This window comes from Candidatus Defluviilinea gracilis, from assembly GCF_057138825.1.
On record NZ_DBNHEF010000018.1, the window covers coordinates 1 to 26,417 of the forward strand.

The 26,417-nt window shown below is 53.5% G+C and carries 25 protein-coding genes; 21 read left to right on the forward strand and 4 right to left on the reverse strand.

Features of this window, described 5'->3' with window-relative positions:
* Positions 1-189 precede the first annotated feature (189 nt).
* The 3 genes from AC16KF_RS01705 to AC16KF_RS01715 all read left to right on the forward strand — a co-directional run bounded on the left by AC16KF_RS01705 (position 190) and on the right by AC16KF_RS01715 (position 2,569).
* On the forward strand, positions 190-534 hold the full coding sequence (locus AC16KF_RS01705) for a hydrogenase maturation nickel metallochaperone HypA (protein ID WP_484035554.1): 345 nt from the start codon (positions 190-192) through the stop codon (positions 532-534).
* A 37-nt stretch (positions 535-571) separates the two neighbouring features.
* Positions 572-1,603: a TolB family protein gene (locus AC16KF_RS01710; RefSeq protein WP_484035555.1), complete on the forward strand. Its 1,032-nt coding sequence runs from the start codon at positions 572-574 to the stop codon at positions 1,601-1,603.
* 141 nt (positions 1,604-1,744) lie between these two features.
* Positions 1,745-2,569 carry an SDR family NAD(P)-dependent oxidoreductase gene (locus tag AC16KF_RS01715; RefSeq protein WP_484035556.1) on the forward strand — a complete coding sequence of 275 codons (825 nt, stop codon included), beginning with the start codon at positions 1,745-1,747 and terminating at the stop codon, positions 2,567-2,569.
* Between the two features lie 110 nt (positions 2,570-2,679).
* Here the strand turns inward: AC16KF_RS01715 and recJ are convergent, their stop codons facing one another.
* On the reverse strand, positions 2,680-4,398 hold the full coding sequence (gene recJ, locus AC16KF_RS01720) for a single-stranded-DNA-specific exonuclease RecJ (protein WP_484035557.1): 1,719 nt from the start codon (positions 4,396-4,398) through the stop codon (positions 2,680-2,682).
* Between the two features lie 79 nt (positions 4,399-4,477).
* A complete protein-coding gene (locus tag AC16KF_RS01725; RefSeq protein WP_484035558.1) occupies positions 4,478-6,031 on the reverse strand; it encodes a glycosyltransferase family 117 protein in 1,554 nt (517 codons plus the stop codon).
* Positions 6,032-6,103: 72 nt separating this feature from the next.
* Here AC16KF_RS01725 and AC16KF_RS01730 point away from each other — a divergent pair, with 72 nt between their 5' ends.
* The 3 genes from AC16KF_RS01730 (at position 6,104) to AC16KF_RS01740 (ending at position 8,761) form a co-directional block, all read left to right on the forward strand.
* Complete coding sequence (locus AC16KF_RS01730) at positions 6,104-6,622, forward strand: hypothetical protein (RefSeq protein WP_484035559.1); 519 nt, start codon at positions 6,104-6,106, stop codon at positions 6,620-6,622.
* Positions 6,623-6,687: 65 nt separating this feature from the next.
* Positions 6,688-7,623 carry a homocysteine S-methyltransferase gene (mmuM, locus tag AC16KF_RS01735; RefSeq protein WP_484035560.1) on the forward strand — a complete coding sequence of 312 codons (936 nt, stop codon included), beginning with the start codon at positions 6,688-6,690 and terminating at the stop codon, positions 7,621-7,623.
* Between the two features lie 94 nt (positions 7,624-7,717).
* A complete protein-coding gene (locus AC16KF_RS01740) occupies positions 7,718-8,761 on the forward strand; it encodes an alcohol dehydrogenase catalytic domain-containing protein (RefSeq protein WP_484035561.1) in 1,044 nt (347 codons plus the stop codon).
* Here AC16KF_RS01740 and AC16KF_RS01745 read toward each other — a convergent pair.
* Entirely contained in the window at positions 8,751-12,992 is a 4,242-nt protein-coding gene (locus AC16KF_RS01745) for an AAA family ATPase (RefSeq protein WP_484035562.1), read from the reverse strand. The two genes, AC16KF_RS01740 and AC16KF_RS01745, sit on opposite strands and share 11 nt — an antisense overlap.
* A gap of 122 nt (positions 12,993-13,114) precedes the next feature.
* On the reverse strand, positions 13,115-13,903 hold the full coding sequence (locus AC16KF_RS01750) for a hypothetical protein (RefSeq protein ID WP_484035563.1): 789 nt from the start codon (positions 13,901-13,903) through the stop codon (positions 13,115-13,117).
* A gap of 329 nt (positions 13,904-14,232) precedes the next feature.
* On the opposite strand from AC16KF_RS01750, the gene AC16KF_RS01755 reads away from it, so the two are divergent.
* The 15 genes from AC16KF_RS01755 to AC16KF_RS01825 all read left to right on the forward strand — a co-directional run bounded on the left by AC16KF_RS01755 (position 14,233) and on the right by AC16KF_RS01825 (position 26,367).
* Positions 14,233-15,105: a VIT1/CCC1 transporter family protein gene (locus tag AC16KF_RS01755; RefSeq protein WP_484035564.1), complete on the forward strand. Its 873-nt coding sequence runs from the start codon at positions 14,233-14,235 to the stop codon at positions 15,103-15,105.
* A gap of 30 nt (positions 15,106-15,135) precedes the next feature.
* Positions 15,136-16,308, forward strand: coding sequence for a DUF1786 domain-containing protein (locus AC16KF_RS01760; RefSeq protein ID WP_484035565.1), 1,173 nt, complete (start codon positions 15,136-15,138; stop codon positions 16,306-16,308).
* A gap of 36 nt (positions 16,309-16,344) precedes the next feature.
* A complete protein-coding gene (locus AC16KF_RS01765; RefSeq protein WP_484035566.1) occupies positions 16,345-16,587 on the forward strand; it encodes a hypothetical protein in 243 nt (80 codons plus the stop codon).
* Positions 16,587-16,991 carry a putative toxin-antitoxin system toxin component, PIN family gene (locus tag AC16KF_RS01770; protein ID WP_484035567.1) on the forward strand — a complete coding sequence of 135 codons (405 nt, stop codon included), beginning with the start codon at positions 16,587-16,589 and terminating at the stop codon, positions 16,989-16,991. The genes AC16KF_RS01765 and AC16KF_RS01770 overlap by 1 nt, the downstream gene beginning before the upstream one ends.
* Before the next feature lie 62 nt (positions 16,992-17,053).
* Positions 17,054-17,479, forward strand: a complete 426-nt coding sequence (locus AC16KF_RS01775; RefSeq protein ID WP_484035568.1) for a VOC family protein — start codon at positions 17,054-17,056, stop codon at positions 17,477-17,479.
* Positions 17,480-17,672: 193 nt separating this feature from the next.
* A complete protein-coding gene (locus AC16KF_RS01780) occupies positions 17,673-18,167 on the forward strand; it encodes a hypothetical protein (RefSeq protein WP_484035569.1) in 495 nt (164 codons plus the stop codon).
* Positions 18,168-18,303: 136 nt separating this feature from the next.
* Positions 18,304-18,840 carry a hypothetical protein gene (locus AC16KF_RS01785; RefSeq protein ID WP_484035570.1) on the forward strand — a complete coding sequence of 179 codons (537 nt, stop codon included), beginning with the start codon at positions 18,304-18,306 and terminating at the stop codon, positions 18,838-18,840.
* A gap of 291 nt (positions 18,841-19,131) precedes the next feature.
* On the forward strand, positions 19,132-20,196 hold the full coding sequence (locus tag AC16KF_RS01790) for an alpha/beta hydrolase (RefSeq protein WP_484035571.1): 1,065 nt from the start codon (positions 19,132-19,134) through the stop codon (positions 20,194-20,196).
* A gap of 445 nt (positions 20,197-20,641) precedes the next feature.
* Positions 20,642-21,577, forward strand: a complete 936-nt coding sequence (locus AC16KF_RS01795) for a permease (protein WP_484035572.1) — start codon at positions 20,642-20,644, stop codon at positions 21,575-21,577.
* Between the two features lie 9 nt (positions 21,578-21,586).
* The gene (locus tag AC16KF_RS01800; protein ID WP_484035573.1) at positions 21,587-22,342 is read left to right on the forward strand and encodes an SDR family NAD(P)-dependent oxidoreductase; all 756 of its coding nucleotides are present in this window, start codon (positions 21,587-21,589) and stop codon (positions 22,340-22,342) included.
* A gap of 207 nt (positions 22,343-22,549) precedes the next feature.
* Positions 22,550-23,293, forward strand: coding sequence for a LysM peptidoglycan-binding domain-containing protein (locus tag AC16KF_RS01805; RefSeq protein WP_484035574.1), 744 nt, complete (start codon positions 22,550-22,552; stop codon positions 23,291-23,293).
* A 148-nt stretch (positions 23,294-23,441) separates the two neighbouring features.
* Positions 23,442-23,723, forward strand: coding sequence for a DUF433 domain-containing protein (locus AC16KF_RS01810; RefSeq protein ID WP_484035575.1), 282 nt, complete (start codon positions 23,442-23,444; stop codon positions 23,721-23,723).
* Positions 23,723-24,127 (forward strand): hypothetical protein, encoded by a 405-nt coding sequence (locus AC16KF_RS01815; RefSeq protein WP_484035576.1) that lies wholly within the window; start codon positions 23,723-23,725, stop codon positions 24,125-24,127. Before AC16KF_RS01810 ends, AC16KF_RS01815 begins: the two co-directional genes overlap by 1 nt.
* A gap of 21 nt (positions 24,128-24,148) precedes the next feature.
* Positions 24,149-25,957, forward strand: a complete 1,809-nt coding sequence (gene pepF, locus AC16KF_RS01820) for an oligoendopeptidase F (protein ID WP_484035577.1) — start codon at positions 24,149-24,151, stop codon at positions 25,955-25,957.
* Positions 25,958-26,055: 98 nt separating this feature from the next.
* Positions 26,056-26,367 carry an ArsR/SmtB family transcription factor gene (locus AC16KF_RS01825; RefSeq protein ID WP_484035578.1) on the forward strand — a complete coding sequence of 104 codons (312 nt, stop codon included), beginning with the start codon at positions 26,056-26,058 and terminating at the stop codon, positions 26,365-26,367.
* The last annotated feature ends 50 nt before the right edge of the window (positions 26,368-26,417 follow it).

The following is a 26,417-nucleotide window of genomic DNA, read 5'->3' on the forward strand; positions in this document are numbered from 1 at the left end:
CTTTTTTTCAAACACAAAGGACACGACGGTCACAAAGGAAAACCCAAGGAATCTAGGCTCTTTTTTTGCCTTTGTGTACTTTGTGCCCTTCGTGGTGAAGCTCTTTCCCGTTAATTACGGGAGACCCGTTTTTTCTCTCAGTGTCTCCGTGACTCCGTGGTTCAAAACTTGCACAAGAGGATTAATTTTTTGAATCATCAAAAAGAATTCGAGCTCGCGCAATCCATCCTTGCAAAATCTCTTCAACGCGCGAGCGAGTCCAACACGAAGCAAATCACAACACTTCACATTGCCATCGGCGAGATCGCCGAACTCGATCGCGATCTGATCCAATCACACTGGCGCGAGATCGGCAAAGGCACGCTTGCTGAACAGGCGGAATTGCGCTTCCGCTTCATCACTGCCGAAGTTCAGTGTATGGCATGCTTCCAAAAATATCATCCTGAAGGCGGAGAGATTCATTGCCCCTATTGCGGAAGTTTCGGCGCGAAAATTTTATCGGGCGAGGAGTTTACTCTTGAAGAGGTTGAATAAAAAACAACATGGGACTGCGAGGGCTATCGCCTTCGCAATGACATTCATTCTATTTTCTGGATGTAACCTCCCCGCCGCTTCAACCCCGACGGCAGACCTGTTTGCCACTCTTCAAGCGTCTACGCCCTCCAACTTTACTCCTCCTCCCGCGACCGAATCCATTGCAACGCCTGATTTCAATTTTGCGACTCCCACGTTTACCGCGCTACCTCAAAATTCGATTCCATCCCCGTCGCCTTCCGATCAATTGACCGGGAAGATCGTCTTCACATGCCAGGTCAATAAAGTTCAATCCTCCGACCAGATCTGCATCATCAACGCGGACGGATCGGGATTCCGCCAATTGACCAGCGACAACGCGCGTCATTTTTACGCGTCCCTTTCACCGGATGGGGGAAGCGTGTTGTATTCGGCATTCCGCGAGAAAAATGTCTACGAGATTTATGAATTGAGTCTCACCGCGGGCAATACAAATCGGCTGACAGACCGACTCGGCGTGTCTAACGCGCCTGAAGTTTCGCCGAATGGCGAGAGTATCGTATTCATGCGCGGAAACCCAAACACCCAACAGAATCAAATCTGGGTCATGGATCGAAACGGCGATAACCCCGCGAATGTTCCGCAAGCGTTGGGCTGGGACCCGACCTGGTCACCGGATGGGAAATCGATTCTGTTCGCCTCCGACCGCGATGGAGGCGTTCAACTCTTCACGGTCAGCCTGAAGGGAAGCGCGATCAAGAGGATCACGAATCTGCCGTCCATCCGCGGAAGAAGCGATTGGTCGTCCGATGGGACGTTCATCGTCACGTACTCCGGCGAGCCGTGGAATCGCGAGGTCTACATCATGAGCGCGGACGGGTCGAACACGCGCCAGCTCACGCCGACGGGCGGCAACAGCCAGGGACCATCCATTTCACCGGACGGACAGTGGGTGGTCTTCACCGCGTACTTCGATCATTACGGCGACGATCATGGATGCGAGATCTATGTGATCCGCGCCAACGGCACAGACTTGCGGCGGTTGACGAACAACAGTTATTGCGATTACCAGCCGCGCTGGGGACCTTGATCAGTTTGTAATGTGATAATTCTCAACGAATATCATGTTGAGTGGCGCAGGTCGCCACTCAGCGTCCCCATCAGGTCGAGCGAGACCCTTCGGTCGCAGCGAGCGCTCCCTCAGGGTGACATATTGACACAGGAGTCTCTCATGGATCCAAAGGGCAAAGTTGTGATCGTGACCGGGGCATCGTCGGGGATTGGCGAGGCAACCGCCCGTCAGTTTGGACGCGAGGGGTCGAGGGTTGTCCTCGCCGCGCGGCGCGTGGATAAACTCGAAGCGTTGGCGAATGAGATCAAAGGTATGGGCGCGGGAGCAGATGTGTTGGTCGTGCAGGCAGACCTTTCCAAACTCGAAGATATTCAATCACTGATTCAAAAGACGCTGGAAAAATTCGGTCGCATTGACGTGTTGGTCAACAACGCAGGTTTCGGGCGATTGGATTGGCTGGAGAAACTCGATCCCGTGAAAGATATTCAAGGTCAATTCGATGTCAATGTGATGGGGGTGGTTCAGACCACGCGGCAGGCGTTGCCGGTGATGATCCAACAGCGGTCAGGTCACATCATTCAAATGTGTTCGATGGCGGGACTTGTCGGCACGCCGACTTACACAATCTATTCAGCATGCAAACACGCCGTGCATGGATTCTCCGAAGCGTTGCGCCGCGAAGTGAAGCCATGGGGCATTGACGTTTCGATGGTCTACCCCGGCGGCGTTTCAACAGAATTTGGTTCACACGCGGGCATCAAACGTAAAACAAAAGCCACAACCCCCAAGTTTATGTTGCTCACGGCTGAACAAGTTGCTGACGCGGTGGTGAGTCTCGTGCGCCGCCCGCGCGCCATGTGGATCATCCCCTGGCTGTGGACATTCACGATGTGGATGAACCGCAATTTCAATTGGTTTGTGGATTACACAACGATTAATCGGTTTACGATACCTGAACGGGAAGAAGAGTTAAGGGCGAAGTAGAGAGCGAACGTATACACGGAAACACGTACACACGTAGACAAGTACACAGGTTGTATCCCGTATCTCGTAACGTGTCTACTTGTTTACCTATGTACCTGTGTACATCCTCCCTAATCCGCCACCCCCGCCTCTTTTACATCTTTCAAATTCAATTGCAGAGATACCCGTCCGTTGTATTCGTTTGCTTCGAGCGTGTACATCACATCCACGCGCGGCGGCAGTGACTTTGCCACGTCGCCCATGCGGAAACCGATCGCATCGTATTTCAACGCGGGACCGTCTTCGAGTGTGAGTTTCAAGTGCCTGCCCTCCGAACCAACCGCGCGAAACGATTTCACTTTCACATTCCGCGAAACAAAGATGGCGTCGGGATTTCCGTAACCCGTCGGTTCGAGGAACGCGATGTGTTTCAAAATGCCGAAGTTCATATCCGCGAGGGAAACTTCCATATCGGCGGATAGTGTTTGGCGCAGGTCCTTCCCGTCCAATTTTTCTTTTGCAATTGTTTTGAGCCGCGCCACCAACTCGGTCAAATTTTCATTTTTCACCGTGAAGCCAGCCGCCGCGGCGTGACCTCCATGACGGACGAGCAAGTCTTTGCATTGATCGAGCGCGTCGGTGATGTGGAATTCGGGGATCGAACGGCACGAGCCGCGCGTTTCCTCGGCTCCCTTTGCCGCGACAACAGACGGGCGATAATACTTTTCCGTAAGCCGCGATGATGCCAAGCCGACCACACCCGAATTGAAACTTTCATGCGCGGCAAATAACAGAAACGCATTGGGGTCATCCTGCATGGCGATCTCTTCCGCTTGCTGTTGCATCGTCTTGGTGATCGTTTGTCGCTGGCGGTTCTGCACATCGAGTTGCTGCGCGAGTTGACCCGCGCGCATGAAGTCGGTGGTGGTGAGCAATTCAAACGACGCGAGCGCGGACTCGAGTCGCCCCGACGCGTTCAAACGCGGACCGAGCATGAATCCGATGTTGCCTGCGGTGATCTTGTCAATTTTGATCTGTGCCACGCCCGCGAGTGAAAATAATCCCTGCCGCTTCGTTTCGCGCAGTTGTTTGAGTCCATTGCGGACGAGTGAACGATTCTCGCCGACGAGGGGAGCGAGGTCGGCGACGGTTCCCAAGGCGACCAAATCGAGGAAAGAGGAAAGAGGAAAGATTTCGTCTTCTTTCGTCTTTCCTCTTTCTTGCGCTAGCGCCTCAACAATTTTATAAGCAATACCCACTCCCGCTAAATCTTTATCGGGATACGGATCGCCATGTTGTTTTGGATTGATGACTGCAAACGCGGGCGGCAGGTTTTCGCCGTCGGGGTGGTGGTGGTCGCTGATGATGAGGTCCAGCCCGATGGTCTGCGCGTGAAGCGATTCGTCTGGCGAGCGGATTCCGCAATCCACGGTGATGACCAACTTCACGCCGTCCGCTTTCAACGAATCCAACGCGTCTTTGTTGAGTCCGTAGCCCTCTTCGAATCGATTCGGGATGTAGCCGCGAACATCGGCTCCAAATTTTTGCAATGCTTCCACGAGCAAGGCGGTCGCGGTCACGCCGTCCACGTCGTAATCGCCATACACCGCGATGGGTTCGTGATGTTCAAGCGCAAAATTAATTCGATCCACCGCGGCTTGCATGCCGATCATCTGAAACGGATTCGTGTCTGCCAACGTTTTCGCGGCAACGAACGCGCGCGCTTGCTCCTCCGTGCCGATGCCGCGATTGAACAACACCTGCCGCAAAATCGGCGGCACAACCGTCAATGCTTCGGAGGCTTGTTGCGTGATGGTCTTTGCGATAACCCAGCGTTTGTTGTGTGTCATTTTGTGCATTCTAGATTTCGTGGCAGTTGCACTGCCGCGAAACTCGACGCAGTGCAACTGCGTCGAGAACTTAAACATGTTATTTTCTATTGATTCGATACAGCGTGTCGTTAATTTTTGTTACTTGATACAACTCGGAAAGTTCAGGAACATCAATGGCAAAATAAATCGGGCGCGTGTCAATGTTCGCGTCAATGTATTTCATCAGCGTCGTCGGCAAAATTTGATCTCCTTCATCGAGAACCTCGTGAAAAGAAATATCCATCTTGCCTTCCTCGATCTGCGCGGTGTATATGTACGAATACAGTTTATCCCAATTCGTAAAAACAATTGCGTTGTCTTCAACATTGTTGATAATTCGTTTCGCCTCACGGATGGCTTTATCAGGCGCGAACACGGGATAGATATGATTATCGCGGATGAACGATGTAAAACCTTTTTGGATCGCGAGACTCAAATCTTGCCGCGCATTCCAGATGGGCAAAATAATTAATACGATGGAGATGAGAACCCGCGTCATTCGCAGGGACGGCTGGTTCAGTTTCGTCAACCTCTCCCACGCGGACAGCGCCGCGCCTGCCCCCGCGCCGAACCACACCGACGTGACGACCGCCGCCGGCACATAAAACTCGCGATAGATCGAAAATGAAACCGTGATAGCGAGTCCCCAAATGAGAATGAACGCAATCAGTGGATACAGTCCCTCGCGCCATCTGCCGCCGAAAAACAACCAAACGATTCCGATGATGGTGAGAGTCAACTGCCACCATGGAAAATACGAAACATATTCGATCAGTCTATCGCGCATGTCTGTAGATGTGGCGGTGAAGTAGTACGACGATGCGCGGTTGGCAGGGAAGATGAACTTGAAACGATCCCAAGCAGAATCGTATTCGTCTTCGGTCAATCCCACCGCGCTCAAGTTGACTCGGAAGACCGCATTGTGAACGCTCGAAGGCGGGTCGTTGTAATCGAGGAAGAAAAAGAATCCGAGGAAGAGCGCCACGCCCAGGGTCGCTCCCGCCGCCGCGCTGAACCACTCCGCGCGTTTACGGGCGGTGAACGCCATCACTGCCAGCACGGACGCGCCTGTCATCACGACCGTACTATGAATACCTAAACTTAATCCGCCTGCCAAACCCGACAAGAAAAGATATTGCGGTTTACCTGTGCTTCTCCACAAAAGAAATAACAGCCACACCGTTGCCAGCATCCCTGCGGCGGGAGCGTAGGATTCGGCGACGAGCGCGCGCCACCAGAATCCGTCGGTGAGGGCGAGGACGAGCGAGGCGGAAGTCGCGGCGGTGCGTGAACCAGTCAACAAGCGGACGATGAGGAACGTGTTTGCCACCGCCAACGCGCCGAAAAACGCAGACATCAAGTTGACGCGCCATGCGATGCCGTTGATGGGAATCAGGGTAAAGATTTTTCCGAAGATGATCTGAGTCGCGTAGCCCGTGTGGTGAGTCATGCCGAGGGTGTAGGAAAGAGTCTGGAATTCGGCGGAATCTCCCCATAATAACGAAGGCGCGAGGGTGCGGATGTATAAGGCGAGGGCAGCGAGTCCGATGAGGAGGGCGAGGCAGATGTCAATGGGGGAAAGAGGCGAGGGTCGCCCGTTGCGGTCATCCATAAGGGTCAATCCGAGTATACGCCGGGATTGGAGGGGCGGGCAAGTGTATAATCCAATAAACTCGGAGGCGCCATGTATATTTTAAGACCCGATGAAAAATCGGCCCCTGTGATGCTATATTCGAACATGTCGTTCATTCGGGGGGATGTGGTGACAAAGCAAAGCGTGCGCGTGAATATCTGGTTGCGCACCGATGGCGCGCCGAAACATATCCATGTGTTGAAGCCGCAGACTTTGGTGTTCGGCGGAAGCCCAGCCAAAATGATGTCATTCGAGGAGATTTATTTTCCCGTGTCTGAGTTGGCGGCGTTCCATCCGCTGCCGCCATCCGATGAGCCGCTGGATTATGACGCTTCGGAAATAAACCGCCAGATGCAGGATATTGTGGTGATGGCGGGCACGTTTTTGATGAAGGGGAAGATTCGCATTTCGACTCAGACTGAAATGTCGCAAAGCCTTGAAGTGTCGCGCGTGTCGTGGATGTCGCTGTACGAGGCGGAGATTTCAAACCCGTTCCTGCCGCAGATGACCCCGCTGCATGTGCCGCTGGTATTGGTGAACCCTTCGCATGTGGCATTCGCCTTGCAATGATCGAGTGGCGCAAGGGTTCATGCGCAATATAAACACGGCGAGCGCAACTATACTGAAATCCTTGTATGAATCCTATTGACACCATCCTACATCATCATCCCGTTCTCGTCATCGACGGCGCGCTTGCCACCGAGTTGGAACGGCGCGGGCACGACTTGAAGAACGATCTGTGGTCGGCAACAATTTTGCTCGAACACCCCGAGGCGATTCAACAAGTGCATTACGATTATTTCAACGCGGGCGCAGATTGCGCCATCACCGCCAGTTATCAGGCAACCGTGGAGGGATTCAAGCGGCGCGGTTTGAATGAAAAAGAAGCCATCGCGTTGATTCAAAAGTCTGTGCGGATCGCAACAGCGGCGCGGGATGAATTTTGGGCGAAAGAATCGAATCGCGCGGGCAGGTCAAAGCCGTTCGTTGCCGCGTCGGTGGGACCGTACGGCGCGTTCCTTGCCAATGGCGAGGAATACGTCGGCAACTATGGGTTGAGCGAAACCGAGTTGATGGATTTCCATCGCGGGCGCATGCAAGCGCTGGTCGAAGCGGGCGCCGAACTGCTGGCGTGTGAAACCATCCCTTCCCTGACCGAAGCGCGGGCAATCGTAAAACTTCTCGATGAATTTCCGAACATCGCCGCATGGCTCAGTTTTTCCGCGCGGGATGAGGTGCGCATTTCCGAAGGTCAATCCTTTGCCGATTGTGTGAAACTGCTTGAGGGACATCCGCAGATCGCGGCCTTGGGCATTAACTGCACATCGCCAAAGTATGTTTCGTCACTGCTCCGCGAGGGCAAGCGGTTCACCAGCAAACCTATGTTGGTCTACCCTAACCTGGGCGAAGGATACGATGCGGCCAAAAACGATTGGGATGGGCATGCGGCTGTCGAATCGTTTGGAGAAGAGGCGCGGGTTTGGTATGAAGCGGGCGCGCGCATGATCGGCGGTTGTTGCCGCACCACACCGGAGGATATCCGTGTGATTGCGGGATGGGCGAGGGGATAAGTGAACTATGGGAAAATTAGTAATTGGCAATTTGGTGGTCTGAGGCTGGAGAAACGGAGGGGAGGAAAGTGGAGACTGGAGACTGGAGATTAATGTGAAAGTTGCGATGATGAAGGCAGTGCGGATGGTGGAAACTGGCAAACCGCTCGAGTTGCAGGAGATTCCCATCCCGAACATCAGCGAACGCGAAATTCTCACGCGCGTGCGCGCGGCGGGGATCTGTCACTCCGACGCGCATTATCGCGCCGGGCGTTCTGCCATGGGATTCATGCCGATCACACTTGGGCATGAGGTTGCGGGAGTGGTGGAAAAGATCGGCTCGCAAGTGACGAACGTCAAAGTGGGCGAGCGCGTCTGTTTGCATTACAACATCACATGCGGCGATTGTTATTCTTGCAGTACGGGCAACGAGCAATTCTGCGACTCGGTGAAGATGCTCGGTCATCATGTGGATGGCGGCTACGCGGAGTACATCGCCGTCCCTGCGCGGAACGCGATTCACTTGCCCGACGAGATTCCTTTCGAGGCAGGCGCGACGTTAATGTGCGCCTCAGCCACCGCCCTGCACGCGTTAACCAAAAGCAGGATCAAGGCTGGGGAAACTGTGGCAGTTTTCGGCGTGGGAGGACTCGGTCTGTCTGCCATCCAGTTGGCAAAAGCGATGGGAGCGGTCGAAGTCTACGCGGTGGACATCCAGCGCGACAAACTCGAACTCGCCTCTGAATACGACGCGATTCCCATCGACGCGAGCCGCGCCGACGCGGTGGAGGAGATCCGCAAGTTGACGAAGGGCAGGGGCGTGAATGTTGCGGTGGAGATGATCGGTTTGCGGAAGACGATGGAGCAGGCGATTGACTCTGTGGGCAATCTGGGACGCGCCGTGATGGTGGGATTGAATCAACAACCGATCTCGATCAACACGTACGCGCAGGTGCTCGGCAAAGAAGCGGAGATCATCGGCTCGAACGATCATCTGCTGAGCGAGTTGCCTCTGCTCGTGGAGTGGGCGCGGCGAGGGATTCTGGATACCTCGCGCGTGGTGTCGCAAGTGATACCGCTCGATGCGGGAAAGATCAATCAGCGACTCGATGATCTGGAAAAATTCACCGGCGATGTGCGCGTGGTGATCACCCCATAAGTTTCCGAACGCCGTCCAATTCGCGCGCCGCCCCCATCGCCTCAAAGAGTCGCTGCGCCCGCGCCAGATGTTCGGCTCGCGCGGCTGGGTCCGCGTCCAAGTGTTGCGCTAATTTCACCCGCACGATTCCCTCCTCGTATTGCAAATGAAATTTCTCCGCCGCCTCCAGCGCTTTGAACCACGATCGCATCGCGACGTTTGGTTTCGCGATCAATGATTCGCGCCAGCCTTTGAAATATCCAAAATATGCCTGACCGATCGGAAGAACATTTTTGTAGGAATGCAACAGGGTCAGCGCTTCTTCGGCGGAAGCCCTCAAGTCGGCGGCGTCAACCATTCCGTCGCGCGCGCGAAGCGTTTCATCCCACAACGTGAAATAGACTTCCGCCGCGGCGGAAAACCCGATGAGCATAGCGTAATTGGTCGGCGAACTTCCCCTCGCCAGCCTGAGCGCTTCCGCCGCGTGCAATTTCGCCTTTCGCGTATCGCCGGTCTTCAAGAGCGCCAGGGCAAATTGGGCATTCGTATTAATGGAGGAAGCGCGGTTCGGAATCTTCTCAAGGATCTGCAACGCCTCCTCCAGCATCGGGATGGCTTCCGCTTCGTTCCCCAACCTCACGCTGTTTGCCGCAACCCCAGCCAGCCCCCATTCGATATGAAGCGGGCTGTTGCGTTTCCGCGCATCGTCCAGCAACACTTTTTGGAGGTTCAGTCCAAAGTCGATGTCGCCGGCAAGATACGCGCTCTCTGCCAGCAAGACCGTGCTATCGCCCCACTGGCGAGAATCGCCAAGTTCCTCGCACAGCATTTTAGAGGCGGTCACCTGTTTGCGAATTTCATCCCACTGCCCCACGCTCACGCGGTACACGCTGGTCACCACGCCGACCGTAATGAGGTTCGACGGCTGGTTGACCTCATTTGCCACGGTCAACGCGCGATGCACGTATCGCTCCGCCTGCGGGTGCAAGCGGGCAAACCCGGACAGCACCGCCATCCCCGAATACGCGTTCGCCAGTTCGGGTGAAGCGCCGGCTTTCTCTGCCGAGTTGAGGAACTGCAAGATCGAGTACATGATCGGCAGGGTTTCGTTCGCATAAAAATACATTCTGCCGATCAATTCATATAACCGCGCCAATTCCAGGGATGCGCCCCGTTCGCTTCCGCGCGCCGAACCGATCCGCGATGGGACATACCAGTGAAAAATCTGGCGGATGACCGGCACGATCAACCCCAGGGCAAACTGCCACGGCGACTTCGGCAATGGCTTGCCCAGCGTGCGAAACGCCTCGCGGATATTTTTCTCGCAATCCGGCAACAGCCCCAAACCGTAATACGCCAGCCCGATCTGCCCGTACCAACGCGCCCGTTTCACTTTGCGGTCGCGGGTTTCGTTCGCGCCGGCAGGTTTGGGAAGGCGCGAGTCCCAGGTGAGCGCGTCTTTGAAGAATTGGATCGCCTCGCGGTTGGCATTATTTTCCACTGCCTGCGCGCCGGCTTTATCCAAATATTTCACCGCTTTCTCGATGATCTGATGATTCCGCGAGGTTTCAGGCGTTTCAGCCGCTTGCGACCAGTGATAAGCAAGCAGGGGATAATACGAATCAAGGTTGCCTTCATTGCTGGTTTCGATCCACTCCGCCACCGATTGATGCAGTTGCCGGCGTTGGGAGAACAACATCAAGTTGTATGCCACCTCTTGTGTGACCGCATGCTTGAAAATATACGCCAGGTCGGGCGTTTCCGATTCGACCAGCGTGAGGCTCAAGCGCGTCAGCGATTCCATATATTCGCGCAAAGCGGGCTTGTCCGAATCGATCGGGTACACGGCTTGAAGCACGCGGAAGGCGAATATGCGACCGATCACGCTCGCCACTTTGAGGGCAAGTTGTTGCGAGGGGTCGAGGCTGTCGATACGGTTGGTGATGGCGGCTTGGAGCGTATCGGGCAGGGTTAATTCGGAGAAGTTCGTGAACGATTCGTTGATCGTCGCCTCATGCTCACGGACGATTAAGAAGCCGCTCTCGCGCAAAGCATACGCCAGTTCCTCGGCAAAGAAAGGATGCCCCTCCGACTTTTCGCGGATCAAACTCCCAATGGCGGGCGGTATGGATCGCACGCCCAGCCGCTGGCAGACCAGCGCCTCCACGTCATCGAGCGGCATGGCTTCGAGCCGAATCAAGCGCGCGCCCGGCGCCGCGAGGATCTGTTTGAAAATTTCAGGCAGGGGTTCCGCAAGCGGGCGGGTATTCAACGTCAGCAAAAGCGGGCGCACTTTTTGTTGCGCATCGACGAGCAACGCCCAGGATGCCGAATCGAACCAATGCAGGTCCTCTATCACGATCAAGAGCGGGGCATCGCTCGCCACCTGGTTGAGCAGGCGCGTCAACAATTCGCGCGTGTTGCTCGCGCGAATTTCGCCCGCCATGGCGGAGGTGAGTTCGTTATCCGGGATGGGAACAGGCAACAGCACGTCGAGAAGCGGAGCGTAACGCGCCAGATCGGGGTCGACGCGGGTGAGCGTCTCGACTACTTTTGTATGAATCAGCGAACGGTCATCGTCGCTGAATTCCTGTTGTATGGTGATCTCATCCACGCCGAGGATGCGGTGAAAGATGGGCCTCCAGGCGTGATAGGGGCTGTTTTTTTCGATGGCATCGCCCTCGCCGCGAAACAGATTTACGCGCAGGGTTTCAGCCTGGCGAATCAAATCCTCGAACAAGCGCGATTTGCCGATTCCCGCCTCGCCTTGAAACACGATCGTCTGGCGCGGCGCGCCGCGCGATAGTTCTTGCAGGGCGTTGCCGAGCAGAATCTTTTCATCCTGACGCCCGATCAGTTCGGTCTTCGAGCGGATGATACTGCGCTTCACGTCCAACGGGTGGAAGACTTCCACCGGCTCCACGCGACCTTTGACCTGTTGGGGCCTGATCGTTTGGAATTCGATCGCGTCTTTTGCGCTGTCGTAGGTGGCGCGGTCGCATAGGATGGGTATCTTGTGCTCGCCAATGATCTCATCCTGAAGCCTCGCCGCGCCCATTAACCGCGCCGACATATTCACCGCATTGCCGATGGTCGTATATTCGCGGCGTTCTTCATTGCCCACCGAACCGCAAAAAATACGCCCCGTAGCAACGCCAATGGAACTGCGCACGCCGAGCGCGTTGAGCTCTTTACGGATCATGAGGGCGGCTTGCACTCCGCGCGCGGGATCGTCTTCGTGCGAGAACGGCGGCAAGCCCAGGGCGGCAACCAGCGTGATCCCTTTATCGTCTACGTTAATTTTGTTGATACTACCCTCGTAGCGATACACCGAACGCTGGAGCAGGCGGGCAATCTCCTGAGCAAATTCCAGTTTGGAAGTTTGATCGAGGTCGGGCAGGTTGATGAACAGCACGGTTACGCGCCGCAGTTCGGCGATCCACGCAGTTTGACCGGCGGCGAGACGGTTGATGATCGCGCCGGGGATATAAGGACGCAGGGAATTTTCCACGCCGCCGGGAATGGTCGGTTTTTCTGGGATGTTGAAGATCGAAGATGGTTTGTTCAGCCCATCCAGCCGCCCGCCCTGGGCTATTGTCTCTTTCAATTCAAATTCGATAGGTCCGCCAATGCTGTCATTGCGAATCAACTTCCATGCGGAGGGTGTGATGAGTATCTCGCCGGCTTGGGCGAGGTTGTTGGCGATGCCCACTTCCACGAGCGGGTTGCCGGTGAGCAGGAATTCCCAGCGGTTGAACACGCCCCCCACGTGGGAGGTGGTGATGTTCCCCATACTGACCGCAAGTTTGAGGTAGAGGTTTTGGTCTTCAGCTTTGTAGTTGGTGAGCTTCTCACGGACTTTGAGCGCGCATTCGGCGGCGCGCATCGTCCACTGCCACTGGTCGGCGCGGGTGGGCGAGCCAGCCGTCCCGTCGTCTGAGGCGATATTCCAGACGGCAATCACCGCGTCGCCGGCAAACTTCACCACATCTCCGCCATATTCGTGGATGATGTCGATCAGTTGCCCGAAATATTCGTTGAGAATGCGCGCCAGACTCTCGACGCCGGTCGGCCCTTTTTCGGCGAGGCGTTCGGTCAGCAGGGTAAAACCGGAAATATCGGCGAATAAAACTGCCGCTTGAAACTCCTCCGTCGCCGGCGAGTCGATGGGAACAGAGTCGGCAACGATGCGTTTTTGAATCAGTTTTGGGACGTAACTTGCGAGAACTTCCGCGAGCGCGGGATTAGACATGCGGAAATGATACCGCCGCATCACCCGTTTGCACAGGGAAACATGCCGGCAGGAATGTTATGTTGTGATGAAAGCGCCCGCCTCCTCGTGAGCGCGAGAAGGCGGGAATTTTTCGAATGGGTTTAGTTATCCGGATAGAATGCGTGGATGTTTGTCATTTCACAGCGAGTGCCGAAATCCTTATTCGTGCCGGAAAGCAGTGTAAGGCCGAGATTGCCGTTCAGGTTCTTGCTTTGCGAGAGAGTGTATTTGCCGATCATGGCATCATCGACAAGCACGTAGGCGATACCATCGTTGACTACCAGCGTGAAATCAGCTTCGACGGGCTGGTCGGCGGGATTATCGAACTTCACGCGCCCAGTGCCGCTGGTTACACCGACACGGCGGGAGAATCCGGCAGCAAGGTCGGCATAGAGCATAAGCACTTGTGTGCGGTCAAGAAAAACCGCGTAGTGATCGCCATTGTCCTGCGCGGCGAACACAAAACCGCACCCTGAGATATCCGCATTTCGATACGCGCTCGACCATTTCAAGTGCGCGCTCAGGGAAAAGTTCTGTGCCTTTTCACTAAAGTGCCAGCGCTGATACCACCCAAGTTGCGCCCATTCTTCGCGGAAATCATCGTATTCTTTGAAACTTCCCTCCGCGCTGGAGAGATAGCCCTCTTCCACATATTTCTGCGCTTCCGCGAGGATCTCCTCCGCTTTTTGGGTCGCCGCCAAATTGGGAGTGCGGGTAGGGCGAGGGGTGTTGGTCGCCGTGGCGGTGGCTGTTGGAACGAGCGTTTGGGTGGCTGTAGGATTTGGCGTGCTGGTAGCTGTTGGATCGGCGAGAGCCCCTCCGCAGGCATACGCCGTCACGCTTAGGATAAAAATGAAGAGTAGAAAAGGATTCGATTTGAAGGGTCTCATTGAATTCTCCGTTTGGAACAAATATGATGTGCCTACAGTACTTCTCCTGACTGCCTAAGAAAAGTTTTGCGCCGTCACAAACTGCCAAAATCACTCAGTATGAATGAACTGTTCGATAATTTCTTGATTTGCAACACGGGCATTGTCTTCGATCTGTACCTCCCGATCGGGTTTTTAACATAATATGACACGTTCGATAAAATTTCAAGAGGAGGGTCGTTAATAAAGAGTTACAAGCCTAGATGCAACACTGCCCACCCTTATATATGGCTACATATGATCCGTTATAAAATGGCTTACAATACAAACACAGCCTCAAGGAGACGACCATGCAACTTTCTGCAGACGTGCAACAAAAAATATTGGATTTTCAACGCGCCGAGATCACCGAATATCACATTTATAGCAGGCTTGCGAAACGGATCAAGTCGCCTGAAAACGCAAGGCTACTGGAAAAAATCTCGCAGGACGAACTGCGTCATTACAATGAATGGAAACAGCACAGCGGCGCTGATGTCCAGCCACAATGGCTCAAAGTGTGGTGGTATTACTTCGTCAGCCGCGTGTTCGGGTACACGTTTGGCGTCAAACTCATGGAACGCGGCGAGGAGAAGGCGCAAAAGAATTACGCATCCGTCGCGGAGGTCATCCCAGACGCGGCGCGGATTCAACACGAGGAAGACGAACACGAGGAACAGTTGATCGCCATGTTGAGCGAGGAGCGACTCGAATACGCAGGCTCGGTGGTGCTGGGACTCAACGACGCGCTCGTGGAACTCACCGGCGCTCTCGCGGGACTTACGCTTGCCCTGCAAAACGTGAAGTTGATCGCCCTTTCGGGTTTGATCACGGGCATCGCGGCGGCGATGTCTATGGCGGCGAGCGAATATCTCTCCACGCGTTCGGAGAACACAAACAAGAATCCCGCCCGCGCTGCGCTCTACACGGGTATCGCCTACATCTGCACAGTCTTCCTGCTTATCCTCCCATATCTTTTGTTCGAAAATTATTTTTTCGATCTGGCATGGGCATTGACCACCGCCGTGATCATCATCGCCGCGTTCAATTACTACATCTCAGTGGCGAAAGATGAATCATTCCGCGCGCGGTTTTTGGAGATGGCGGGGCTGAGTCTCGGCGTGGCGTTGTTCTCATTCATCATCGGGTATTTCATTCGGATGTGGTTGGGAATCGAGGTGTAACGACAAACTGAAGTTTGTCTTACGGGCAATATGAAAATTCTCACAGTAGACATCGGCACAGGCACGCAGGATATTTTCCTCTACGATTCGAATCTCGACCTCGAGAACGGATTCAAACTCGTCCTGCCTTCGCCGACCATGATGGTTCATCGCCGCCTCAAGCAGTCGCTTCTTTCGCGGACCCCGATCCTGCTCACCGGGCATCAAATGGGAGGCGGTCCTTCGGCGTGGGCAATCGAAGAATACGCGCGGGCAGGGATTCCCGTGTACATGACCCCGTCTGCGGCGACGACGATCAATGATGAGTTGGAGAAGGTGGAGGCGTTGGGGATAAAGATAGTTGGAGAAGATGAGGTTGAAGGTTTAAAGTGGAAAGTGGAAAGTTTGGAGTTGAGGGATTTTGATTTTGAGTTGATTTCCAAGACGTTCAGGGATTATGGTGTTTCACTTGATGACTTATCTGCAATCGCGGTGGCGGTGTTCGATCATGGCAATGCGCCTGCGGGGGTTTCGGATCGGCAGTTTCGGTTTGATTATTTGGATGAAAGAATAAAAGCCAAGAACTCACTTTCTGCGTTTGCTTATTTATCACACGATGTTCCAAAAATAATGACGCGCTTGCAATCGGTTGTCGATTCGGCGGGAGAGTTGCCATGTCCGCTGGTGGTGATGGATACGGCTCCCGCGGCGGTGTTTGGAGCAAACTTTGATCCTCAAGTGACTGCGCGGAAAAAGAAAATCATTTGCAACGTGGGCAACTTCCACACGCTGGCGTTTCGTCTGGGCAAAAAGGGGATCGAGGGAGTCTTTGAGCATCACACGGGCGAGATTGATTTGCAGAAACTCGAACAGTTGATTCATAAACTTGCAGATGGTTCCTTGAAACACGAAGATGTCTTCAATGACATGGGTCATGGCGCGTTGATGTACACCGATGAGGTGTTTGAGTTTGGGAAGGATGAATTCGATGTGGTGGTGACGGGACCGAGGCGGAGCATGTTCTCCCTCACCCCTACCCTCTCCCACAGGGAGAGGGGGAGTCTGCGACCGTATTTTTCTGTCCCGTTCGGGGATATGATGATCGCGGGGTGCTTCGGTCTGCTGGCGGCAACAGGGGAGGTCCTGCCAGGGTTGGGCGAGGCAATTCAAAGGTCGTTGAGAGGCGAGGGCAGGCGCGGAGTCGCTCCGTGGGACGCGGGATAAAACAGTTGTATAATTCACAGCATCAGGAGTATTGACATGGAAACTGTCACGCTTGAAGTCCCCGAACCTCAACTCGTTGAATGGGTGCGGCGTTTATCACCCGCCGTCAAACAGTCCCTTTTGCGCGTCTTGATTCCCGAAATGGACTCGCTGGAGCAATTGCTTGAATACGGCGATGACCGAATTCGAGAGATTGCCTTGCAACGCGGCATGGACTGGGATCGTTTGAACGAAGAGCAACGCGAAAAATTGGTCGGCGATATTTTGCATGAGGCTTGATGGCGGATCGCGTTGTTTTCGACACAAGCGCAATGATTTCGGGTCTATTGTGGAAAGGAAAATCCTATCATTGCCTGCTGTTGGCGCGGACTGGGGTAATTCGATCTGTGTATTGCAATCCGATGCTGGCTGAGCTCACTGAAAAGTTACGCGAAAAATTCAAGTATACAGAAAATCAAATCCACACGGTCGTTGCCGATATTCGTAAATATGGGGAACAGGTTGAAATACCCGGAGAGTTGAAAATGGTTCACGCAGATGCTGATGATGATAAATTTATCGAATGCGCGATTGCAGGGAATGCATCCTTTATCATATCAAGCGACAACCATTTGCTGACGATTGGCGAATATCAAAAAATCAAGATTCTTTCGCCTGGCGAATTTATTTCTCACTTTGCATAAAGCAACAAGCGGGCAAGCGTGGCATCGCGCCGTGGGATAATCCAGCATCGAGGAGTCAGGTCATGAAACAACGTTTACATCTTGTCACTTTGGGCGTGAGGGATTTCGAGAAGTCGAAAAAATTTTACGAGGAAACTCTCGGCTGGAAGCCAGCCAGCGCGAGCAGTGACGATGTCGCTTTTTTTCAGGCGGGAGGCGTTGTGTTTACGATTTATCCGCGCGAGAAGTTGGCAGAAGATGCGTTGACATCCGCAAAAGGGAGCGGCTTTGCAGGGTTCACATTGGCATACAACGCAAGAAGCGAAACGGAAGTGGACGAGATCATCGCGGACTTGAAATCAAAAGGCGTGAAGATCGTGAAAGAACCGCAGAAGGTCTTTTGGGGCGGGTACAGTTCTTATTTTGCCGACCCCGATGGGTTTCTGTGGGAGGTGGCGTACAATCCGTATTTTTCATTCGATCAAAGTGGAAATTTGCTGCCTACCTGATAGTTCTAAAAATAGGACCCAGACACTTGCGCCGAGCGCCAGTGCGGCGTGAACGCTGAAAACGCTGATCAATGTTTGCTTGTTTTTTTGAAACCTCCGCGTTCATCTGTGTTTCTCAGCGCCCAAAAAAAGAAAAGTGTCAGGTGGCTAGGAAATTTGACGTTGGAATAAAACATACAGGAGTGACACTCTCATGATTGCCAGGCGAATTACATTTTGTTTCGTTTATATTGCGTTCGCGTTGCACCTTATTGTTGCATGTTCCTCCCCTGCTCAGAATTTACAGGGCGAACACTGGACGATCTTTCCTGAACAACAAGCAAGAAAATTAGGCGTCGCTGGTTGGGTAACAACGAGTGGTCATACCGCTGACTATTGGACGCCTGCTCAAGAGAGCGTCTTTGCCCTTGAAGATGGCGTAGCCGTTTTCCTGCAAGAAAATTCAGATCGCTTTTATGAGCAAGGAACGCCTGTTTGGGAAAGACTCGATGAGTACAACCGCCAATACATCGGCATCGTTCTGGATGAAAAGCGAATCGTCTACGCCAATTTCTTTTGCAGTAGTTTTGATATCGATTGGCGAGAGGAGTTTGTTATGGTGCTCGATGGCGGCGATTGTTTTTTTCAATTCAAGTATGATGTCGATTCGGATACCTTGTTTGATCTGCAAGTCAACGGAATAGGATAAACAAGCCGACGCCATCGTCAACGCTGGCAGTACCGCATAGCCCGTGTTTATGAACACGTGCGCGGCCGCAACCTTACAGTGGCGATGGAATATAATGCGAGAGTCTGCGCAATCGGCAGGCAGAAACGAGCGCAACATGGCTTCTCGGGCAAATCGCATGTTGACGGTGGCGATCATTTGGATTGTGATCGTATTCGGTTGTTACTTCTTCACTGTGGCGTTCCCCGGACTGGGGACGAAATGGGAGCGACTCTCACCTCTCCCCGAACGAGCCATCACCATCGAATTGACCGATTTCGGGTTGATCCTTGCCGCCACGGAAAGCAGTAACGTGTATAGAAGAGGTCTGTGGGCTAATGAGCCATGGAAGTTATATGACGAGGTAACCGAAGACATGAATGCCACACCCTGCCAACTCGACGATCAGAGCCGATTCAGCGTCTCTTCGCCGCCAGGGAAAGTCGTTGCGCGCTCAAGCAGGAACTGCGTCGTGTCTGCGGAGAATTCGGCGCATGTGGAAGTGGCGCTGCTCGAAAACGGCGAGGTCTGGCTGTGGACGTATCTGTATGGCGGAATTGGCGGAGCATTCACACCGTTGCTTCTGCTTGCGGGAGGCGCTTTGGGGGTGATCCTTTTGGGGCTCGGTGGGATCATGAAGTTTTGGGAATCATAAGACGACGAGATGTTTGAACTATTCACTGCTATTACGCGCCATCCCGATGGTTTGGATAAAACCAGACTTGATTAACGAGAACCTTCGGGACGTTCTGCGTACGGCGAGCTGTTCATTGAGATTCTCATTGCCTTTGATTGCAGATTTACGCCAGACCGAAGCGGCATCAACTCTTCGATAAGAACAATGGTGATCGATCATCGCCACCTTGCTCTTATGCCGGATACGCCAAGACCCGATCAACGATAAAATCTCCTACTGAACTTGTCGAAAATATTGAGATGTGGATTGATGCGACCGATTTTTCCCTATGCGCTCCGCCTGCTGGGTATTCTTCTTGCGCCGCCTCTGCTGACGCTGATCGTTTTAACCTGTAGACTGCCGATAACAAGTTCGGGAGCGCTGTATCTGCTCGTCGGCTCACTGCTTGTGCTTGGATTGATCGCTGTCCCTCTGTCATACAAACAATCCCTGAAATTGATCTTCGCCGGTGCGCTCGGATTCTGTCTAGTCATCGCCGCCCGATCGATTCTCATGGGGCAGAATCAGTCATCCGAAATTCGCATGGTCACACTGCCCGAAGGGCACGGTCCGCGCTGGCTGGGTTCTATCATTGACGAACAGGACGCTCTCATTTTTGGCGAGGAGTTGTTTCATTTCATTGGAGGCGATTCCACTCGCGAGCATGAGGGTCTTGTCCCTGCTTTCGAGGCGGCATACTCCGAGATGAGAACTCAAGGCATGTACCCATCTCCTATCATCAGCACGTATCTGAACCTTCAACAACCAGACGCCTTCGATGCGGTCATTATTCAGCCGCGGGAACAGCCGACATTTGGAGTGATCTTTCTCCACGGCTTCATGGGAAACGTCACAGCGCAGTGTTGGGAAATTGCGCAAGCCGTAAAAGACATCGGCGGCATGACCGTTTGCCCATCCACAGAATGGACAGGTCAATGGTGGAAACCGCGCGGTCATCAGATCCTGAAACGTACTTTTGAGTATCTTAGAAGGCAAGGTATAACAAGATTCTATCTCGGCGGTTTTTCCAATGGGGGCTTCAGTATGGGGCGTTTGGCTTCCGAATTGGGGAACGAAAGCGGACTTGTCGGCTTGTTCTTTATTGACGGCTTCACGAACGGGACCGGTGTCAGAGGGATGGGTTTGCCTGTTCTCATCATTGAAGGCGCGCGCGATGAACGAGTCCCACCTGCGATGGCGCGTCAATTTGCGGCGGAGGTTGGAGAGTTGGGAACCTACGTGGAAATAGATAGCGATCATTTTCTGATCGTGAAAAAGCCCGAGGAAATAGAGAACGCCATCCATACATGGCTGAACGGGCAAATGAATCCTTGATTGGCACATGAGATCATATTACAAGTAAATGGTTCGGTTCTCCAAGGAATTGGTCCACGAAGCCGACTGTAGACCAGGGCGGAATTCTGCATGTTCGGTAGCGCCTTGACAAATAGACAAACTTCCATATAATGTCATATAGAAGATTGTCTATGTTTCATTGGAGTTGGATTTAATCAAGTTTTCAGTTCAATTGCACGGGAAGATTCTGCAAAATTTTTAGAAAAGGAGGAACCATGGAAAGAGGGTTGCTTTTTCTATTAACCCGCGGCGCATCGCTTTGCGGGTTCTGCAAATGCAGGCGCAAATCCGAAACGCCGCGAACGACGGACCACTTCTGAACGCGCTTTGCCTTTCCTGCCTGACACGCAAGGCTCAGAGGCGCGTGTCGGGCTATTTTTTTGCCATTACACATAGACATACATCTATATAAAGGACTTCACCCATGAACCTGTTCGAAACATCTCAGTTTGCCTTCAGTAAAGCCACAGAGACCTTTTTCGGTCTTTGGCCCCTTCTCTTATTGAGCGTTGTCATCAGTGTGGCGCTCAAACTCTTCATAGACCAAGACCGCGTGGCGGCCTTCCTCAAACGCAACCAACGTAACAGTGTCGTTATGTCCACCGCGCTCGCTGTGGCTACCCCATTTTGTTCGTGCGGCACCACAGCTGTGGTTCTCGGCATGATGGCTTCCACCATTCCATGGGCGCCCATTGTGGCGTTCCTTGTCGCATCTCCGCTGACCTCTCCTCAACAAATGATCTATAGCGCTGGGTTGTTTGGCTGGCCATTCGCCATTGCCTTCATGGCATCCTCCATCATTTTGGGATTGACTGGCGGAGCATTCGCCGGATTTGTCGAATCGCGCGGCTGGCTGAAGGATCAAGCCCGCCTCTCTTCCCAACGTGAAACTGCCTCGCCAGCGCTTGAGCCACTTCCCCGCCCCGGCAAACCAAAGGTCACTGTTCGGGCGACTTTGCGTGAATTTTTTGAGGTGTCGTGGAAATTAGCATTGATGTTCTTTGGCTTCTCCTTCATTGGCTATTTTCTGAACGAGTTGATTCCGCAAGACTGGATTCAAAATGTTTTCGGTTCCGGAGAGACCTTCAGCATTCCACTCGCGGCATTACTCGGAATTCCTTTCTATCTCAATACCGAGGCTTCCATGCCAATCGTCCGCGCCTTCATGGATTCGGGCATGAGCGAGGGGGCAGCGCTGGCATTCCTGATCACGGGCGCAGGCACGTCCATAGGCGCGCTGACCGGCGCGCTCACCATTGCCCGCTGGCGTGTGATCGCCATCGTGCTCGGGACATTAGTCGCCGGCGCGATCATCATCGGGATGGTATACGATCTGCTTACCCCACTCATCATGATCTAGGAAATCACAATGCAAAATATGAAAGTGAAACGCGCGATTATCGTCGGCGCTTCCAGCGGTATCGGCGCGGAACTGGCGCTCACACTCGCCCGCGAGGGATATCAACTCGTTTTGCTGGCGAGGCGCGAAGAGAAACTCAAAACGCTTTGTCAGCGCATTCGATCCGAGATTCGGGAAGGACTTGCTCGCTTCATCGTTCACGATGTTACCGATTTCGATTCCGTTCCGATGGACTTTCTACAAGCCATCGAACTCCTCGGCGGATTGGATTTGATCGTCTTCAACTCGGGAGTTCTAATCCCCACAGGAAAACACGAGTTCAATTTTTCGAAAGATATGGAGGTCATGCAAACCAACATTCTCGGCGCGATGGCATGGCTCAATCAGGCGGCCGCCTATTTTCAATCGCAAGGCCGCGGGCAGATCGTAGGCATCAGCTCGGTCGGCGGCGAGCGCGGACGAAGCGGCGCGCCTGCCTACAACACATCGAAAGCTGCGTTCAACACCTATCTCGAATCGCTTCGGAATCGCCTGTCCCGATATGGCGTGCATATCTTGACCGTAAAACCGGGTTTTATTTCCACCGACATGCTTCAAAATGCCGGCGCAAGTTTCTGGGTTGCGCCGGTAGAGACCGCAGTGTCGGATATCTGGCGCGGAATCCGTCAACGGCGGCAGGAGATATACACGCCCGGTCGTTGGAGATGGATCGCATGGTTTTTGCGCCATGCGCCATCCTCCCTGATGAGGCGGCTGGCGGTCTAGTACTGCCACAAGCCCAACAGAGCATCATCCAACATGATCGAGACCATCAATCAGCCTGTGGAACTCGGATACTACAACATCCATAATGAGAATGAAGAGTCAGCAAAAATCCTCATCTTTCGGTTGAAAAAAAGATTCTTTTCGAGTATTCTTGAAGCATCGACGCGCGAGAAGAGCCGCGCTCGAGCCAACCAAGGAGAAGATGCAATGACCAAGAGAATCGTTCAAATCGCGCTGGTTTTCATGCTCCTGATCGCGTCCTTCGCTTCGGCGGGAGGAGCGCGGGCATGGGCGCAATGTCCCGCCTACGTCACCGTCCAATGGGGCGACACGCTCGGCGGCATCGCGCTGACGTGCGATACCACCGTGGACGCCATCCGCGCCGCCAACCCCGGGCTGGGATGGTGGCTCTACGCCGGGCAGACGCTCTACATCCCCACTGGATATTCCCAGCCGCCCGTTTCACAACCGACGTATGGCGGCACCTACACCGTGCAATGGGGCGACACCATCGGCATTATCTCCCAAAAGACCGGGGCAAGCGTAGCCGCGTTGCTTGCGGTGAATCCGCAGATCACGAATCCAGGTCTCATTTACGCGGGACAAGTGATCTACCTGCCTGTCGGCGCTGGCACGCCTCCGCCGAATTATCCCCCGCCGCCTCCGCCATCCTCCCCCACCCAGCCTCCAAGCGCGGACTTCTTCAAGCTGGTGAAGATCACGTACAAAGACGGGTTATACATCCGCAATGCGCCCGGCGGGACGAAGATCCTTTCCTCCGCCATGCCGAACACGTATTGGTACGTCAACACTAGCAAGGTACAACGCCTCGCAGACGGCTCGGTATGGATCGAGGTCAAACTCGGCGAACAGATCGACGGCTGTTGGACCGGCTGGATGCTGGTGAAAGATTTCCTCGGCAGATACTTTACCTCGCCAAAAATCGAGTGACGTTTCAGGATTTGTAACTCACCTTACGCGCCGTCCCGTCAAACCTGCGGGACGGCGCGTAACATCAGGCACGAGGACAGGGAGAATCAACTACTTGCATGATTCGCGAGAGATTCTTATAATTTGATCCAAGCGAAAGAGAGACCCAATGGAAAAGTTAATCACTGAAACCGTGGGGAACGAACCGTATCAATACTATCCGCTTGGAGAATACGTTGTCCGCGCGCCTGGGGTTTGTAATGGGCGTCCCACGTTCAAGTACACACGGATCGAGATCACTGGAACATTAGACCGTTTAGCCGCAGGCGAGAACATGGACCAAATCGTTGCGGGGTACCGCAATACAATTTCGCGCGAGGCGGTCATTGAAGCAATCCAACTGATCGCCAGTCAATTCGTCAAGTCATTGCCTCAATTGGAAACAGCCTGATGATCGTCCTCGACGAACAACTGTTGGGTCGAAATATCGAAGAACAGATCGCTCGCTGGTATCAGGGAGCGATTTGTTTCATTACGGACTTGCGTCCTAACACGGTCATCAAAGATGACGCCATACCAAAACTCCTTCAACAGGAAAATCAACCCACCTTCGTCACGATCAACGAACAGGATTTTTGGCGAAAGACTGCAATCAGCGGGCAATTTTGCATGGTCTGCTTTGCCCTATCCGATTCGCGCGCGCGTGAAATCCCGCAACGGCTGAGGAATTTGTTCGACCATTCGTTATTAGATTCAAAACAGAAACATATGGGCAAAATGATTCGAGTTGCAGAAAAAGAAATTAGCTACTATAGCGCAAATGATATGACCGTGAGAAATTTATCACCTCATTGAAAAACACAAAGGAGACCCATCATGCCTGCCCCCCTACCCCGCGCAAAAGTGAAGAGGAACCAAACGTGGAACGCTGAAAGCGTGTTTGCATCCTCAAGTCAATTCGATGCTGAGGTGAAAAGTATCCTCGACGCGCTGCCTTCGATCCAGAAATACAAAGGACATCTCGGCGATAGCGTGGATATGTTCCTCGAAGCGATGAACGCGATGGACGCGCTCGAACAACGCTCGATGAAAGTCCGCGTGTATGCGACGATGTCGAGTTCGGTGGATGCGAACGATGAACAGGGCGCGGCGATGAACGGGAAGGCGATGTCTGCGCTGGCTCAGGTGGGCGCGGCGGCGTCCTATGTGGAACCAGAACTCCTGTCGGTGGGTGAAGCGAAGTTGCATCAGTGGATCCAATCCGAGGCGCGGATGAAAGTCTACGAGCATTTTGTCAACGATCTCTTTCGCAAGCAGGCGCACGTCCGCAGTGCTGAGGTGGAGGAGTTGATGGGCATGTTGCGCGATCCTTTTGGCACAGTGCGCAACACGGCGAGTTTGTTGGCGAATGCCGATTTCAAATTCAAGCCCGCGAAAAATAGCAAAGGCAAAAAAGTGGAGTTGACCCAAAGTACGTTCGACGCGATCCTCAATGAGCCAGATCGCAAGGCGCGTCAATCGGCGTGGGAAAATTACAACGATAAATATCTTGAAGCAAAGAACACGCTGGCGAGCAATCTCACCGCGTCGATCAAAGCCAACGTGTTCAACATGAAGGCGCGTAAATTTAACTCCGCGCTCGAAGCCACGCTCTTCAACGGCAATGTGCCAATCGAGATGTTCCATAATCTCATCAACATCTTCAAAAAGAATTTACCGCTCTGGCACAAGTATTGGAAAATTCGCCGCAAAGCATTGGGCGTGAAGACGTTGAATCCATATGATGTGTGGGCGCCGCTCACAACGAAGACTCACAAAGTCTCATTTGAAAAAGCAGTGGATTGGATCTGCGAGGGACTCGCGCCGATGGGAGAGGAATACGTCCGCGTCATGCGACGGGGATGCCTGAATGACCGATGGGTAGATTGGTCGCCCAACGCGGGCAAACGACAAGGCGCCTTCTCGACGCGCGTGCCAAGCGACACGCATCCGTTCATTATGATGAGTTACACCGACGATGTGGGCAGTATGAGCACGCTCGCGCATGAACTCGGTCACTCGATGCACGCATATTATGCGAGCCGCGCTCAACCGATGATCTATTACACCTACCCTTCGATCATTTCGGAGACCGCGTCGAATTTCAACCAAGCGATGACGCGCGCGCATCTGCTCAAGACGAATCAAAACAAATATTTTCAAACCGCCCTGCTCGAAGAAGCCATGGACAATTTCCATCGTTACTTCTTCATCATGCCCACGCTCGCGCGCTTCGAGTTGGAAACGCATCAGCGCGTGGAAAAGGGTCAGCCGCTCACGGCAGACTCGATGATCGAACTCATGGCGGACTTGTTCAGCGAAGGCTATGGCAATGAAATGAATCTGGACCGTCAACGGGTCGGCATCACGTGGGGAACTTTCACCACGCATCTCTACATTGACTTCTATTCGTTCCAATACGCCATCGGCATCTCTGCCGCGAACGCCATCGCCAAACGGATTCTCGACGGAGTCCCGAACGCCGCGCAAGATCACATCAACTTCCTCAAGGCAGGTTCATCGAAATCGCCAATGGATGTGTATCGCGTCGCTGGGATTGATATGACCACTACTCAACCCATCGAGGACGCCTTCGCCGTGCTGGAGGAGTATGTGGATCGGCTGGGAGTGTTGACAAGCAAGTAAGCGATCAGACCTCCGAGGTTTTGAAAACCTCGGAGGTCTTTTATCACTTGACAAATAGACAACCTTCGATATAATCTCGCGCAGAGAGAGTTCTCATCATGAAATTCGATCCCGTCCTGTTTGCCAAAGCCATCGCCGACGATACGCGCCAGAAGATCATGAGCGCGTGTTGTTGTCGCGAACTCTCGGTCAATGAGATCGTTGAAAAAATCGGCTTCACTCAACCCACCATCTCTCATCATCTCGCCATCCTGCGCGATGCCGGTCTCGTCAACGTCCGCGAGGAAGGCAAGCAAACATTCTATACACTCTATCAGGAACGTATCGCCGTGTGCTGTGGTCAGATCATGCTCAAGTTCGCGCCCGAATCGGAGACCACGCTGACCGTTAAACAGACCATTCAAAGCTAAACGCGGGATGCCATCCCAGGCGGCATCCCGTTTATTATGCAAAAACATAT